The sequence below is a fragment of the Variovorax sp. genome (assembly GCF_035634955.1).
Classification (GTDB): domain Bacteria; phylum Pseudomonadota; class Gammaproteobacteria; order Burkholderiales; family Burkholderiaceae_C; genus Variovorax.
On the sequence record NZ_DASQBZ010000020.1, the window covers coordinates 53,493 to 65,914 of the forward strand.

11 protein-coding genes are annotated in these 12,422 nt (G+C 70.8%); 1 reads left to right on the plus strand and 10 read right to left on the minus strand.

All coding sequences use genetic code 11. The features are described from left to right. The first annotated feature begins 215 nt into the window (after nucleotides 1-215). Entirely contained in the window at nucleotides 216-1,709 is a 1,494-nt protein-coding gene (putP, locus tag VES41_RS09620) for a sodium/proline symporter PutP (RefSeq protein ID WP_324816066.1), read from the plus strand. Between the two features lie 55 nt (nucleotides 1,710-1,764). Here putP and VES41_RS09625 read toward each other — a convergent pair whose 3' ends face one another. The 10 genes from VES41_RS09625 to VES41_RS09670 all read right to left on the minus strand — a co-directional run bounded on the left by VES41_RS09625 (nucleotide 1,765) and on the right by VES41_RS09670 (nucleotide 12,417). Beyond that, the gene (locus VES41_RS09625) at nucleotides 1,765-2,091 is read right to left on the minus strand and encodes a chaperone modulator CbpM (RefSeq protein WP_324816068.1); all 327 of its coding nucleotides are present in this window, start codon (nucleotides 2,089-2,091) and stop codon (nucleotides 1,765-1,767) included. A gap of 32 nt (nucleotides 2,092-2,123) precedes the next feature. Further along, complete coding sequence (locus VES41_RS09630; protein ID WP_324816070.1) at nucleotides 2,124-3,089, minus strand: DnaJ C-terminal domain-containing protein; 966 nt, start codon at nucleotides 3,087-3,089, stop codon at nucleotides 2,124-2,126. Between the two features lie 50 nt (nucleotides 3,090-3,139). After that, nucleotides 3,140-3,769 carry a histidine phosphatase family protein gene (locus tag VES41_RS09635; RefSeq protein WP_324816072.1) on the minus strand — a complete coding sequence of 210 codons (630 nt, stop codon included), beginning with the start codon at nucleotides 3,767-3,769 and terminating at the stop codon, nucleotides 3,140-3,142. A 3-nt stretch (nucleotides 3,770-3,772) separates the two neighbouring features. Beyond that, on the minus strand, nucleotides 3,773-4,411 hold the full coding sequence (locus tag VES41_RS09640) for a CDP-alcohol phosphatidyltransferase family protein (RefSeq protein WP_324816075.1): 639 nt from the start codon (nucleotides 4,409-4,411) through the stop codon (nucleotides 3,773-3,775). A 467-nt stretch (nucleotides 4,412-4,878) separates the two neighbouring features. Then, nucleotides 4,879-6,342 (minus strand): GTPase/DUF3482 domain-containing protein, encoded by a 1,464-nt coding sequence (locus tag VES41_RS09645; RefSeq protein ID WP_324816078.1) that lies wholly within the window; start codon nucleotides 6,340-6,342, stop codon nucleotides 4,879-4,881. Then, nucleotides 6,339-7,691, minus strand: coding sequence for a DUF2868 domain-containing protein (locus VES41_RS09650; protein ID WP_324816080.1), 1,353 nt, complete (start codon nucleotides 7,689-7,691; stop codon nucleotides 6,339-6,341). Before VES41_RS09650 ends, VES41_RS09645 begins: the two co-directional genes overlap by 4 nt. A 29-nt stretch (nucleotides 7,692-7,720) precedes the next feature. After that, nucleotides 7,721-9,061 (minus strand): argininosuccinate synthase, encoded by a 1,341-nt coding sequence (argG, locus tag VES41_RS09655; RefSeq protein WP_324816083.1) that lies wholly within the window; start codon nucleotides 9,059-9,061, stop codon nucleotides 7,721-7,723. A gap of 147 nt (nucleotides 9,062-9,208) precedes the next feature. Next, on the minus strand, nucleotides 9,209-10,210 hold the full coding sequence (locus VES41_RS09660; protein ID WP_324816086.1) for a Bug family tripartite tricarboxylate transporter substrate binding protein: 1,002 nt from the start codon (nucleotides 10,208-10,210) through the stop codon (nucleotides 9,209-9,211). A gap of 50 nt (nucleotides 10,211-10,260) precedes the next feature. Further along, nucleotides 10,261-11,415 (minus strand): mandelate racemase/muconate lactonizing enzyme family protein, encoded by a 1,155-nt coding sequence (locus VES41_RS09665; RefSeq protein ID WP_324816089.1) that lies wholly within the window; start codon nucleotides 11,413-11,415, stop codon nucleotides 10,261-10,263. A 114-nt stretch (nucleotides 11,416-11,529) separates the two neighbouring features. After that, nucleotides 11,530-12,417 carry a LysR family transcriptional regulator gene (locus VES41_RS09670; RefSeq protein ID WP_324816091.1) on the minus strand — a complete coding sequence of 296 codons (888 nt, stop codon included), beginning with the start codon at nucleotides 12,415-12,417 and terminating at the stop codon, nucleotides 11,530-11,532. Nucleotides 12,418-12,422: the final 5 nt, after the last annotated feature.

The window sequence follows — 12,422 nt, forward strand, 5'->3', positions numbered from 1 at the left end:
GTCACGCATGCGGCGCGCATCCTTCAAATGGATAAGGCGCGCTGTCGCAGCGGCGTGACATCGCCGCCGGCCAATGTGAAGCCAAGGGAGGCTGCGCTTCGTGCAGGAAGTCCGCGACACCGCGCCGTGCTTTGACGCACACTCCGCGGGGCGGCGCCGCGGCCTCGGCCGCGCCGTGCCTGTTCGCAACAAGAAGACAAGGGAAGGAAAGATCAATGACAGCCAATACGCCAACGGTCATCATGTTTGGCATCTACCTGGTGGCCATGCTCCTCGTGGGCTGGCTCGGCTACCGGGCCACCAGCAACCTGTCGGACTACATCCTCGGCGGCCGAAGTCTGGGCAGTGTCGTCACCGCGCTGTCGGCCGGCGCCTCCGACATGAGCGGCTGGCTGCTGATGGGGCTGCCCGGCGCCATCTTCCTGCATGGCGTGCGCGAGGTGTGGATCGCCGTCGGGCTGATCGCCGGCGCCTGGCTCAACTGGCGCTTCGTCGCCGGGCGCCTGCGGGCCTACACCGAGAAGGCCGGCAATGCGCTCACGCTGCCGGACTACCTGTCCAATCGCTTCGAGGATCGCAGCAACGTGCTGCGGATCATCACCGCGCTGGTGATCCTGGTGTTCTTCACGCTCTATGCCGCCTCCGGCGCGGTGGCCGGCGCCCGGCTGTTCGAGAGCATGTTCGGCCTGCCGTATGCCACGTCGCTCTGGGTGGGCGCCATTGCCACCATTGCGTATGTGTTCATCGGCGGCTTCCTGGCGGTCAGCTGGACCGACACGATCCAGGCGGCCCTGATGATCGGCGCGCTGATCGTGGCGCCGCTCATGGTCATCCAGGCCGCCGGCGGCCCGACCCAGGCCATCGAGGTGGTGCGCAGCGCCGACCCGGCCAACCTCGACCTGTTCAACGGCCTGACCGGCGTGGGCATCGTGTCGCTGGCCGCCTGGGGCCTGGGCTACTTCGGCCAGCCGCACATCCTGGTGCGCTTCATGGCCGCCTCGTCGGTCGACACCATTCCCAAGGCGCGCCGCATCGGCATGACGTGGATGATCCTGTGCCTGGCCGGCGCGGCGGCGGTCGGCTTCTTCGGCATTGCCTACTTCAAGCTCAACCCGCAACAGGCCGGCGGCATCACGGCCGACGCCGAGCGCGTGTTCATCGAGACGGCCAAGCTGCTGTTCAACCCCTGGGTCGCCGGCGTTCTGCTGGCGGCGATCCTGGCCGCGGTCATGAGCACCCTGTCGTGCCAGCTCCTGGTGTGTTCCAGCGCACTCACGCAGGACATCTACAAGACCTTCCTCAGGAAGGAAGCCTCGCAGGGCGAACTGGTGTGGTTCGGCCGCGCCATGGTCCTGCTGGTGGCCGGCATCGCCATCGCGCTCGCTGCCGATCCGAACAGCAAGGTGCTGAGCATGGTCAGCTACGCCTGGGCCGGCTTCGGTGCGGCCTTCGGTCCCGTGGTGCTGGGCTCGCTGCTGTGGCCGCGCATGACCCGAAACGGGGCGCTGGCCGGCATGATCGTCGGCGCGGTGACGGTGCTGGTGTGGAAGCAGTTCGGCTGGCTGGGCATCTACGAGATCGTGCCCGGCTTCATCCTGGCAAGTATTGCCATCGTGCTGGGCAGCCTGCTGAGCCGGGCGCCGTCGAGCCGCATGCGGGACGACTTCGCGGCGGTGGACCGGCAGATGCAGGCACGCCCCGCGGGCTGAGATACCGCCGGGCGCAGGGCCGCAGCGGCCTTCGGGCGCGGCAGAGCCGGCCGGCTCAGCGCAAGCGCAGGCCCTGCGCGTTGAGCATCGACTTGAGTCGGCGCACTTCGCTCTGCAGTTCGATGATCAGCGCGGCCGCATCGAGTCCGACGTCGAAATCGCGCTGCAGGCGGCGCGCCTCCAGCGCGCACTGCAGCGCGCTGCTGTGAAAACGCCATTGCTGGGGCGGGCCTTCGTGGCCCTCGGCCTCGACCAGGCCGACCTCGACCAGTTGAACCACCCAATCCTCGCCCGCGCCGCACGCGTGCGCGAGTTCTGTGGTGGCCAGCGCGCCGGTGTCGTCGAGGACGGTGGCGCTGAAGCTGTGCTTGATGGTGACCATTCGATTGGCACTCCCGTATGTCTGCGTCCGGCTCAAAGGCCCAGGTTGCGGCGCGGATCGAAGCCGCTGCTGGCGCGCGCGAGGGCGTCGTAGGCCTGGCGCGCGGCGTCGCTGTCGGCTGGCGGCAGCACGATGTCCAGCAACAGGTACAGATCGCCCGGATTCTTGCCCGCCAGGCCGCGCCCCTTCAGGCGCAGCTTCAGCCCATTGCGGGCGTTCCTGGGCACCGTCACCTCGACCACGCCGCCGCTGGGGGTCGGCACCCGCACCTGCGCGCCGAGGGCCGCTTCGCTGGGCGTGACCGGTAGCGTCATGTAAAGGTCGCGCCCTTCCACGCGGTAGAGCTTGTGCGGCGCGATTCGCACTTCGAGGAAGAGGTCGCCGGCAGGCTCGCCGCCGTGTCCGGGCATGCCCTGGCCAGCCAGCCGGATGAACTGGCCCGGGCCGACGCCGGGCGGGATTTTCACGTGCAGCGTGCGCGGCACGACCTGCGCCTGACCCTGCGCGTCGATCTCCATGGCGCGCAGCGTGATCTCGCGCTCGGCGCCGTGCAGGGCGTCCTCGAGCGAGATCTCGATGGCCGCATGATGGTCTTCGCCGCGTGCGCGGTAGTTGTGCCGGGCCGCGCCGCGGCGTTGTGCCTGCCCGAACAGCGAGGAGAAGAATTCGCTGAACTCGGCATGGTCGGCCGGGCCGTCGGCACCCGGGCGATGATGGAATTCGAAGCCCTCGTCCCAGCCCGGCGGTGGGTGGAAATCGCCGTGTGCGCTGCCGCCGCGCGCCACGCGATCTGCCAGCGCGTCGTAGGCGGAGCGCTTTTCCTGGTCGCGCAGCACGTCGTAGGCCTCGTTCACCTCGCGCATGCGCGTCTCGGCATCCGGCTCCTTGCTCACGTCCGGATGGTATTTGCGGGCCAGCTTGCGATAGGCCTTGCGCACGTCGTCGGCCGAGGCGCTGCGCTCCACGCCGAGGGCTTGGTAGTAGTCCTTGAATTCCATGTGCTTGCCGATGTGGTTGGGCTGCGCGCGGGTCTGCCGGATCTGCGAGGTCAGGCGATGGCGGCGCCGCCGTCCGCTGCCGCCTGCGATGCATGCGGCGACAGCGCTTCGACAACCCAGGTGGGGCCGCGCCGCCCGAATCGCAAGGGTTGCGCGTTGGCCAGCAATTGCAGGTCGACCGGCACGCCGAGCATCGCCGCCAGTGCGTAGAGCGACCCGCCATGCGCCACGATCAACACGGGGCCTGGCCGGGCCAGGGCCTCGGCGATCGCGCGCTGCTTGCGCTGCATGAACTGTTCGAGCGTCTCGCCCCGTTCCGGCACGCAGGACCAGTCGAGCCCGGCTGACGACGAGCCGATCAGCGCGCCGAAGTCGCGTTCGCGCAAGGCAGCGCTGTGCTGCGGCACCAGGCCGTGCGGCGCGGCCACGAGTTCGGCGGTCTGGCGGGCCCGCACGGCGTCGCTGCAGACGATGGTGGCCAGAGGCTCATCGGCCAGCCGTTCGGCAGCGGCGCGCGCCTGGGCCAGGCCGGTGGCATTGAGCGGTTCGTCAACCGCCTGGAAGATGCGCGCCAGGTTGCGCGCGGTCTGGCCGTGGCGAAGAAAGTAGAAGTGGTCGCATGGCACCGCCAGGGGCAGGCCGGCGCCGAGCTTGAGCAGCTGGTCGAGTCCGTTCGTCATGGTTCACAGCTTCGGGATGCGCAGGGTCTTGCTGACCATGAGTGTGCCCGAGAGCGCGAACAGAAGCACCAGCGGGTGGAGCAGCCACGGACCGAGCTGCCAGGCGCCGCCCCAGATGGCGTCGCCCAGCCGTTGCTGCCAGGCGGCCAGCGCGAGGACGCCGACGAGCACCACGCTGGTAGGAATGGGAGTGCCTTCGAAGTACTTGACCTTGTCGCCGCCTTCCGAGAGCGACTCAGCCGTCACGTTGTAACGCGCCAGGCGGCTGACGCCGCAGCAGACGAAGTACGCCAGCACCACGCAATCCCAGCCACCGTCGAGGCCGGCGGCAAAGGCGAGCGCGGCCGGCATCACGCCGAAGGAGATGACGTCGGCCAGCGAATCGAGTTCGCGCCCGAGCGCCGAATGCGTCTGGCGCCAGCGCGCGATGCGCCCGTCGAAAACGTCGAAGATGAAGGCCGCAGGGGCGAGTGCGGCCGCCCAATAGAACTGCGCCAGCGACTGGCTTCGCATGAAGGCCATCGCCAGCAGCACGCCCCCGACGCCGCAGGCGGCGTTGCCGAGCGTGAAGACGTCCGCCAGATGGAACCCGCGGATCATCGAGAAGTGGCGCGGCCGGGGGGAAGTGCTGGGTGTAGCCATGTATTGCGTTGGTTGGCGCGCGGCAATCACGGCACTGCGGTCAGCCCCCGAACAGAGCCCGCCGCAGGCCAGCGCTGGCAATCGCCCCAATCATGGAACGACGCGGCATCCGTGTCGCGCACCCCGAGTATCAGCGAATGAGGGATGCCGTTCCCGGAAAAGCATACGAAAAAACGACCGGGAGGCCGAGCACGGCGGGGTCCATGGTTGCCGCTGCTGCATCGGCTCTGCCGGCCCTGCCGTGCGCCAGATCAGCGCAGGCCGAAGAAGGACAGCACGGCGACGATGACGACGACCAGACCGACGACGTAGATGATGGTGTTCACGTTCAAACTCCTGCGTGTTGTTGTGAGACCGCAGTGTCGATCCGCCGGCGCTTTCGCATCGTCGGAGAGCGTAGGCGCCGGCTGTAGGACACCCGGCGCGCCAGGCGCCGAAAAAAGACCTGCGTCCCTGTGACAGGGCCTTCAGACGGGGTCGGCCGGGGCCGCGAACGCATCCGCCGCCGCGGCGAGCGAGTGCGCGACCTGGTCGACCACTTCGGCGCGCTCGCCGGACGAGCCAGCCAGCCGCTCGCGCAGCGAAGGGGCCTTGGCCCAATGGGGATGCGCGCGCGCCGTACGGGTGGCCCGCACGGCTTCGGCCAGGGCGCCGAACGCCGGATCCGAGGCCGCGGTGCGGCCCGCGGATGTTACGCCTGCCGCCGCCGCAGCGGTCGACGCGGCGCCGTGGCCCCGCCGTTCGAGCGCAAGCACCAGCCGCAGCTGGTCCTCGGCCATGGCGTAGAGGGCAGCCTCCTCGACCGACAACTCGCGCACGCCGCGCAGCAGGCCCAGCATCCGGCGGCCGAAAGGTCCCCAGCCCTGCGAGACGGCGCCACCGAGCGCGCCGCCCAGGGCCGCCCCCGCGCCAAGCGAGGCGCCTCCGACCGCGAGGTCGGCCACCACGCCCAGGGCGGCACCGACCGCAGCCCCGCCACCCAGGCGCAGGCCAGCCTGCCTGAGCACCTCGGGGTTGAACAGGTCGAGCGAATCGCGCCCGTCCAGCTGCGGCAGCGGTGCCTCGGCGGCGTCGCCGGGCCGAAAGCCGTACAGCGCCAGCAATGCATCGACGCCGCGCTGGGCGCGCGCACGAGCGCGCTGTCGCAGCCCTTCGATGGCCGACGAGCGCTGTGCCTCGTCGCCCCACGCGGCGCTGTCGACCGGCTCGCGCAAGGCCGCGTTGTCGACCAGCACTTCGGCGATGAGGCGGCAGGCCTCGGTCCGGCGTTCCGCCGCTTCGCGCTCGAGGTGGCGCACGATCGCGCGCAGATCGTCGCGCCGCTGCGGCAGCAGGGTGCCCAGGTCGTTGTACAGGTCGGCCTCGGCGCCGGTGAAGGGCGCGGCGGCGTCGAATCGCACCACCGCATGCAAGCCGGCTTCGGCCAGCATGGCGCGCCATTCGGACTCGCGGCCGGCGCCGCCGCGCACGAAGTTGAGCACCGGCATCAGCGGCCGGCCGCAGGCCGCGAGCAGTTCGATCTCGTCGCGGTACTTGGGAAGCACGGCCTCGCGCGTGTCGATCACCACGAAGGCGGCGTCGGCCTGTTCGAGCAGCGTGCGCAGCACCTTGGCCTCCTGCTCGAAGGCGCCCCGCGCCTCCGGGCCGGCGAGGAACTGGCGCACGCGTTCGAGGCGCGTCTCGCCGGGCAGGGTGGCCGCGTGCGCCAGCAGTGCCACTGCGTCCTCCAGCCCGGGCGTGTCGAGAAAGCGCACGGCCCCGTGGCCGTCGACGCGCAGGTCGATCGCCTCGACGTGGCGCGTGGTGCCGGGGCGGTCCGACACTTCGCCGAAGTCGACGCGGCGAGTCAGCGTGCGCAGCAGTGAAGTCTTGCCGGCGTTGGTGTGTCCGACGACCGCGATGCGCAGGGGCGTGTGGCCATCGCGGGTCATGGCGTACGCGCGGCGGTCGGCACCTGCAGCGCCTGTGCGTCCGTGAAGCAGGGCAGGTCGGACAGACCGATGTCGCCGAGCCAGCGCTGCCAGCGCGCCGCGCCGCGACCGGCGTCGTCGCCGAGCAGCCAGAGGCGGCAGGCACCGGCCAGCGGCAGGGCGTCGCGCAGCAGCCGCTCGGTCCCACGGTCCGGGCTGGCGGCGGCGTTGACTGCCAGCACCAGCAGGCGCGGATTGCGCTGCGACGCGGCGTCGAGGAAGGCCTGGCGCTGCGCCTGGCTGCCATCGATCGGCGCCAGCGCCTCCACGCCATGCGGCACCGGCGCCGGCGGCCAGGGCAGTTCGGGCGGCAATTCGAAACCGGCCAGCAGCACCGCATCGCTCGTGTGGCCTGCAGCGGGTGGGTGCGGCGGGCGGCCGGCCGCGCCGTGGCTGTCGGGATCGATCACCGTGGCCGGCACCAGGGCGTCCAGGCGCGCGGCCAGCCGGTGGTAGTAGGGCAGGCCGTAGTCCGGCTGCAGGCGTGCCGAACGCACACGCCACACGACGGCGCACAGGACGGCCAGCGCGACGCGTGGCAGCAGGCCGTAGACGACGACGCAGCCGACCAGCCAGATGGCCAGCGTGCGGTCCGTGGGGGCCTGCGGATCGGGCACCGGGAAGCCGAGCCACCCGGGTGCAATGGCCAGTGCCTGCACGGCGCGGCCGAAGGCGGCCGGGTCGAGCAGCGTGGTTTCCCAGCCGAGCGTGTAGGCGCGGAACGAGAGTGCAAACAACATCGCGCCCAGCGCAGCGCCCAGCGCCAGCGCCCAGACGACGTGGCTGGCCAGGCCTGCAAGCCACGGCAGCAGGCGGGCGCGCTGGAGCAGGGCCAGCGCGCCTTGCGCGACCGCGGCGGCTTCGCCGCCCCGTCCGAGGGCCAGCCGTGCCGTGGCGGAGAGCCACAGCCGGCCGAGCAGGCTGCCGCCGGAGCCGTGAGATCCGGGCCAGAGCAACGCCACGAGCCAGACCAGCAGGCTGAGCAGGTGCGCGCCCAGCAGCGCCACCAGCGCGGCCATGACGTTGATCCGGCGCTCCTGCGCATCGACCACTGCCCCGGCAAGCCCCAGGCCCGCCAGGGTCACCAGGAGCGCCAGGGCCGCCAGCACCCAGGGCGCCAGCCGGCGGGCGCGCGCCAGTCCGTCGACCAGGCCCAGCCGGGCCGCCAGCAGGCCGGCGCGGTGCGCGATGCGGGCCTCGTCGCTCGACGCCGCGCGCGCTGCAGTCCGCGCGGCCTGCGCGTCCTCGAGCGGACCGCCGGCCTCCAGCGCGCGGATCGCTTCGGTCAGCAGCGGCGAGCGGGTGGTCAAAGGTCTCGGTGTCGCGGCGCGCGTGCGCGTCAGGACTTGCGGTCGTCCTTGAGCTGCGGCAGCTCGGTGCCGGTGGACGGCAGCAGCAGCCCGGCCTTGACGTACGTCATGAGCTTGTCGCGCGTGTCGACGATGTCGAGGTTGCGCATGGTCAGCTGCCCGATGCGGTCGGCCGGGCTGAACGGTGCGTCTTCCACCTTTTCCATCGACAGGCGCTCGGGCTTGTACGTGAGGTTGGGCGACTCGGTGTTCAGCAGCGAGTAGTCGTTGCCGCGGCGCAGCTCGAGCGTCACTTCACCGGTGATGGCGCGCGCCACCCAGCGCTGGGCCGTCTCGCGCAGCATGATGGCCTGCGGGTCGAACCAGCGGCCCTGGTAGAGCAGGCGGCCCAGGCGCAGGCCGTTGATGCGGTACTGCTCGATGGTGTCCTCGTTGTGGATGCCGGTGACGAGCCGTTCGTAGGCGATGTGCAGCAGCGCCATGCCCGGGGCCTCGTAGATGCCGCGGCTCTTGGCCTCGATGATGCGGTTCTCGATCTGGTCGCTCATGCCCAGGCCGTGGCGCCCGCCGATGCGGTTGGCTTCCTCCATCAGCTCGACGGCGCTGGCGAAGGTCCTGCCGTTCAGGGCGACCGGCTGGCCTTCCTCGAAGCGCACCGTGACTTCCTCGGCCTTGACGGCGACGTCTTCCTTCCAGAAGGCCACGCCCATGATCGGGTTGACGATGCGGATGCCCGAGCCGAGCAGTTCCAGGTCCTTGGCCTCGTGGGTGGCGCCGAGCATGTTGGAGTCGGTGCTGTAGGCCTTCTCCACGCTCATCTTGTAGTCGAAGCCGTTGGCGATGAGGAACTCGCTCATTTCCTTGCGCCCGCCCAGCTCGTCGATGAACTTCTGGTCGAGCCAGGGCTTGTAGATCTTCAGCGACGGGTTGGTCAGCAGCCCGTAGCGGTAGAAGCGCTCGATGTCGTTGCCCTTGAAGGTGCTGCCGTCGCCCCAGATGTTGACGTCGTCCTCCTTCATGGCGGCCACCAGCATGGTGCCGGTCACGGCGCGGCCCAGGGGCGTGGTGTTGAAATACGTGACGCCACCGGTGGAGACGTGGAAGGCGCTGGCCTGCAGCGCGGCGATGCCCTCGGCCACCAGTTGCGCGCGGCAGTCCACCAGCCGGGCCTTGACGGCGCCGTAGGCCATGGCCTTGCGCGGAATCTCTTCGTAGTCGGGCTCGTCCGGCTGGCCCAGGTTGGCGGTATAGGCGTAGGGCTCGGCGCCCTTCTTCTTCATCCACAGCAGGGCGGCGCTGGTGTCCAGGCCGCCGGAGAAGGCGATGCCGACCTTCTGGCCGGTGGGAAGGTTTTGGAGGATGGTGCTCATGGTTCGCGACTTCGGTTGGGTGCCCCCGGGCGGCGACCTGCGCGTCACCCGGAAAGCCGAAATTGGACCACAAGCCGGGCCGGGCGGGCGAACCGGTGGTGCAGGACCCTCGGGCGGCACTCGCGCGTCCCGAGGTCCGGCAGCGCGTCAGCCCCCGTCGGGCGAGAGTTTGCGCTCGCGCACCAGCTGGCTCCAGCGCCTGTTCTCGGCCTGCATCGCCTGCTGGAGCTGGCCCGGGTCGAGGAAGGCCCGCACGGTGCCCTGCGCCTCGGCCGCCTTCGCCGTTTCCGGCTGGTCCAGCGCGATTTTCACTGCGGCGGAAAGCCTGGCCGCGACCGGCGCGGGCGTGCCGGCCGGCGCCAGCACGAACAGCCGCGGCGCCACGTCGAACCCGGGCAGGGCGTCGGCCAGCGGGCGTACGCTTTCGGCGCCCGCCACCGGGTCGCGGCTCATGACCGCCAGCGCCCGTACGCGCCCGACCTTGGCCTGCGCCACCGCCGCGGTCACGCTGACGACGCCCAGCGGCACCTGGCCGCTGATGACGTCCGGCACGATCTGCGCCGCGCCGCGATAGGGCACGTGCAGCACGAAGGTGCCGGTTTCCTGCTTGAGCATCTCGAAGCCGAGGTGGTGCACGGTGCCGACGCCCGACGTCGCGTAAGACAGCTTGCCCGGATTGCGCTTGAGCTCCTGGATGAGCTCGGCCGGCGTGCGCGCCGGGAAGTCGTTGCCGGCGATGATGACCAGCGGCGAGACGAAAGCGCCGGCGACCGGCGTGAAGGCGGTCAGCGGATCGACCGATTGCGCAGGCAGCAACGCCCGGGCGATCATCAGGGCGCTCTCGCCCAGCAGGAGCGTGTAGCCGTCCGGCGCGGCCTTGGCGACCGCGTCGGCCGCGATCTGCCCTGCCGCGCCGGCGCGGTTCTCCACGACCACCGGCTGGCCCAGTTGCTGCGAAAGCTGGTTGGCCAGCAGGCGTGCGGCACCGTCCACGCCGCCGCCGGCGGAGTAGCCCACCAGCAGCCGGATCGGCCGGGTCGGATAGTCGTCGGCCGCAGCCGCGCCGGGCGCGGACGCCACGGCGGCCAGGGCCAGCGCGGGCAGGAACGTGAGCAGGCGGCGCCGCCGGTTCAGGGGGGTCGTTGTCATCGTGTTGTCTCCATTGCCGTCGTTTCTTCCGTGCCGGCCCACGCGGCTCGTCAGGCCTTGCCCTTGCCGCCGGACAGGGGCCTGCGAGCCAGGTCCCTCACCCGTGCAGGATCGGGCGCGAAGCCCAGCCCCGCGCGCTCCGGGAGCGTGAGCCAGCCGTCCTTGGGCTCCGGCAGCCCGTCGAAGATCTGGCGCAGCATCTGCACCGCCACGTAGTGGTACTCGACCATGCCGCCGTTGGCCACGCCGGCGTGCAGGTGCATGTTGTGGAACGGCCAGGCCCCGCCGTTGTCGATGGGCACGTTGAATGCGTGCGCCATGCCGGCGATCTTGAGGCATTGCGAATAGCCGCCGGAGATGGCCACGTTCGGCTGCAGCACGTCGGCGGCCTGCGCCATCAGCAGGTCGCGAAAGCGGAACGCCAGGCCTTCGTTCTGGCCGCAGGCCAGCGGGATGCTCGTGCGGCTGCGCAACTGCGCCATCTGGCGCACGTCGTTCTGGGTCAGCGGCTCCTCGAAGAAGCTGATTCCGTAGGGCTCGATGCGCCGCGCCAGCTCGGTCGCATGGAAGAGGTCGAGCCCGCAGTTGGCATCGACGTAGAGCTTCACGTCCGGCCCCACGGCCTCGCGCACGGCCGCCACGCGCCGCACGTCCTCGGCGATCACCTCGTCGATCGGGCGCGGCTCGTCGCGGCGCGCCAGGGCGTGTCCGCCGACGGTCATCTTCAACCGCTCGAAGCCCTGCTGCACCCACAGGCGCGCGGCCGCGGCCAGCTCGTCGCGCTCGAAGAAGCCGAACCCGAACGTCGCATACACCGGCACCCGCTGGCGCGCCCCGCCCAGCAGGCGCCACAGCGGCAGGTCGAGGGCCTGCGCCTTCAGGTCCCACAGCGCGATGTCCAGCGCGGCGATGGCGTGGCTCGCGTAGCCGGTCTGACCGCGCGGCGACAGCAGCCAGTACAGGCGCTCCCACAGGCGCTCGGTGGCCATCGGGTCTTCGCCCATCAGCGCCGGGGCGGCCACGTCGCGCACGATGGTGGCCACGACTTCCTCTTCGGTGATGGCGGTCATGCCGTGGCCCACCAGGCCGTTGTCCGCTTCGACTTCGGTCAGGCACAGCGAAAGCGACGTGCTCTTGTTCAGGCCGAGCACGTCGATGGACACGGGGATGTGCAGCGGCGTGGCGCTGACGCGGACGATCTTCAAGCGTTGTCTCCTGGGATGCCTTCGCGCAAATTCTTCCATCGCGCCCGCACCGGGACAATTCGCGATTCGACCACCGAGGCTTCGCGCGTGGCGAAGGGTCCGGCCAGCGTGACGTCAGGCGGGCCGGCCCAGGTCGTCCAGCACCGAACGCGCGGCCACCGTCAGGTCGGCCACGCGGCGCACGCACAGCACGTGCTTGCGCCGCGCCCACGGCGCGTCGAGGCGCAGGCAGCGCAGGCGCATGGTCTGCAGTTGCGGACCGATCGCCGCGCGCGGCAGCAGGCCGATGCCCACGCCTTCCTCGACCATGCGGCAGACGATGTCGAAGCTGCCCACCTGCATGCGCACCTTCAGCGGAACGCGCAACTCGTCGGCCACCGTATGCAGGACGCGGTAGAGGGCCGTGCCTTCGCGCACCACGATGTGGTCGTGGCGCAGCATCTCCGCAACGTCCACCCGACGGCGGCGCGCCAGCGGATGGCGCAGGCCGACCACCACCGCGAGTTCGTCCTCGCGGTAGGGCAGACATTCGAGGCCGTCGACCGGCGTATTGCCTTCGAGCACGCCGATGTCGGCCAGGCCGCTGCCCACCGTCTTGGCCACCTCGGCGCTGGTGCGTTCCTGCAGGTCGATCTTCAGGCCCGGGTGCCGCCGCAGGAAGGAGCCGATCTGCGCCGGCAGGAACTGCGCGATGGCCGAGGCATTGGCGGTGATGCGCACCACGCCGGTGATGCCGTGCCGGAAGTCGTCCAGCTCCGCACTCATCCTGTCCATCGCCGTGAGCACCGTGCGGGCGTGGGCCAGCAGCGCATGGCCGGCCGGCGTGAGCAGCACGCCGCGCGCATGGCGCACGAGAAGCGGCAGGCGCGCCCGCGCTTCGAGCTCGGTGATGCGCTTGCTGGCGGCGGCCAGCGCGAGGTGGCAGCGCTTGGCGCCCTCGCTGATGCTGCCGCGGTCTGCCACGGCAACGAACAGGCGCAGCGATTTCAGCTCGTCGGACATGATGA

Coding starts and splice junctions, on each gene's coding strand:
- putP (WP_324816066.1), top strand. CDS start 216: ATGACAGCCAATACGCCAACGGTCATCATGTTTGGCATCTACCTGGTG.
- VES41_RS09625 (WP_324816068.1), bottom strand. CDS start 2,091: ATGGTCACCATCAAGCACAGCTTCAGCGCCACCGTCCTCGACGACACC.
- VES41_RS09630 (WP_324816070.1), bottom strand. CDS start 3,089: ATGGAATTCAAGGACTACTACCAAGCCCTCGGCGTGGAGCGCAGCGCC.
- VES41_RS09635 (WP_324816072.1), bottom strand. CDS start 3,769: ATGACGAACGGACTCGACCAGCTGCTCAAGCTCGGCGCCGGCCTGCCC.
- VES41_RS09640 (WP_324816075.1), bottom strand. CDS start 4,411: ATGGCTACACCCAGCACTTCCCCCCGGCCGCGCCACTTCTCGATGATC.
- VES41_RS09645 (WP_324816078.1), bottom strand. CDS start 6,342: ATGACCCGCGATGGCCACACGCCCCTGCGCATCGCGGTCGTCGGACAC.
- argG (WP_324816083.1), bottom strand. CDS start 9,061: ATGAGCACCATCCTCCAAAACCTTCCCACCGGCCAGAAGGTCGGCATC.
- VES41_RS09660 (WP_324816086.1), bottom strand. CDS start 10,210: ATGACAACGACCCCCCTGAACCGGCGGCGCCGCCTGCTCACGTTCCTG.
- VES41_RS09670 (WP_324816091.1), bottom strand. CDS start 12,417: ATGTCCGACGAGCTGAAATCGCTGCGCCTGTTCGTTGCCGTGGCAGAC.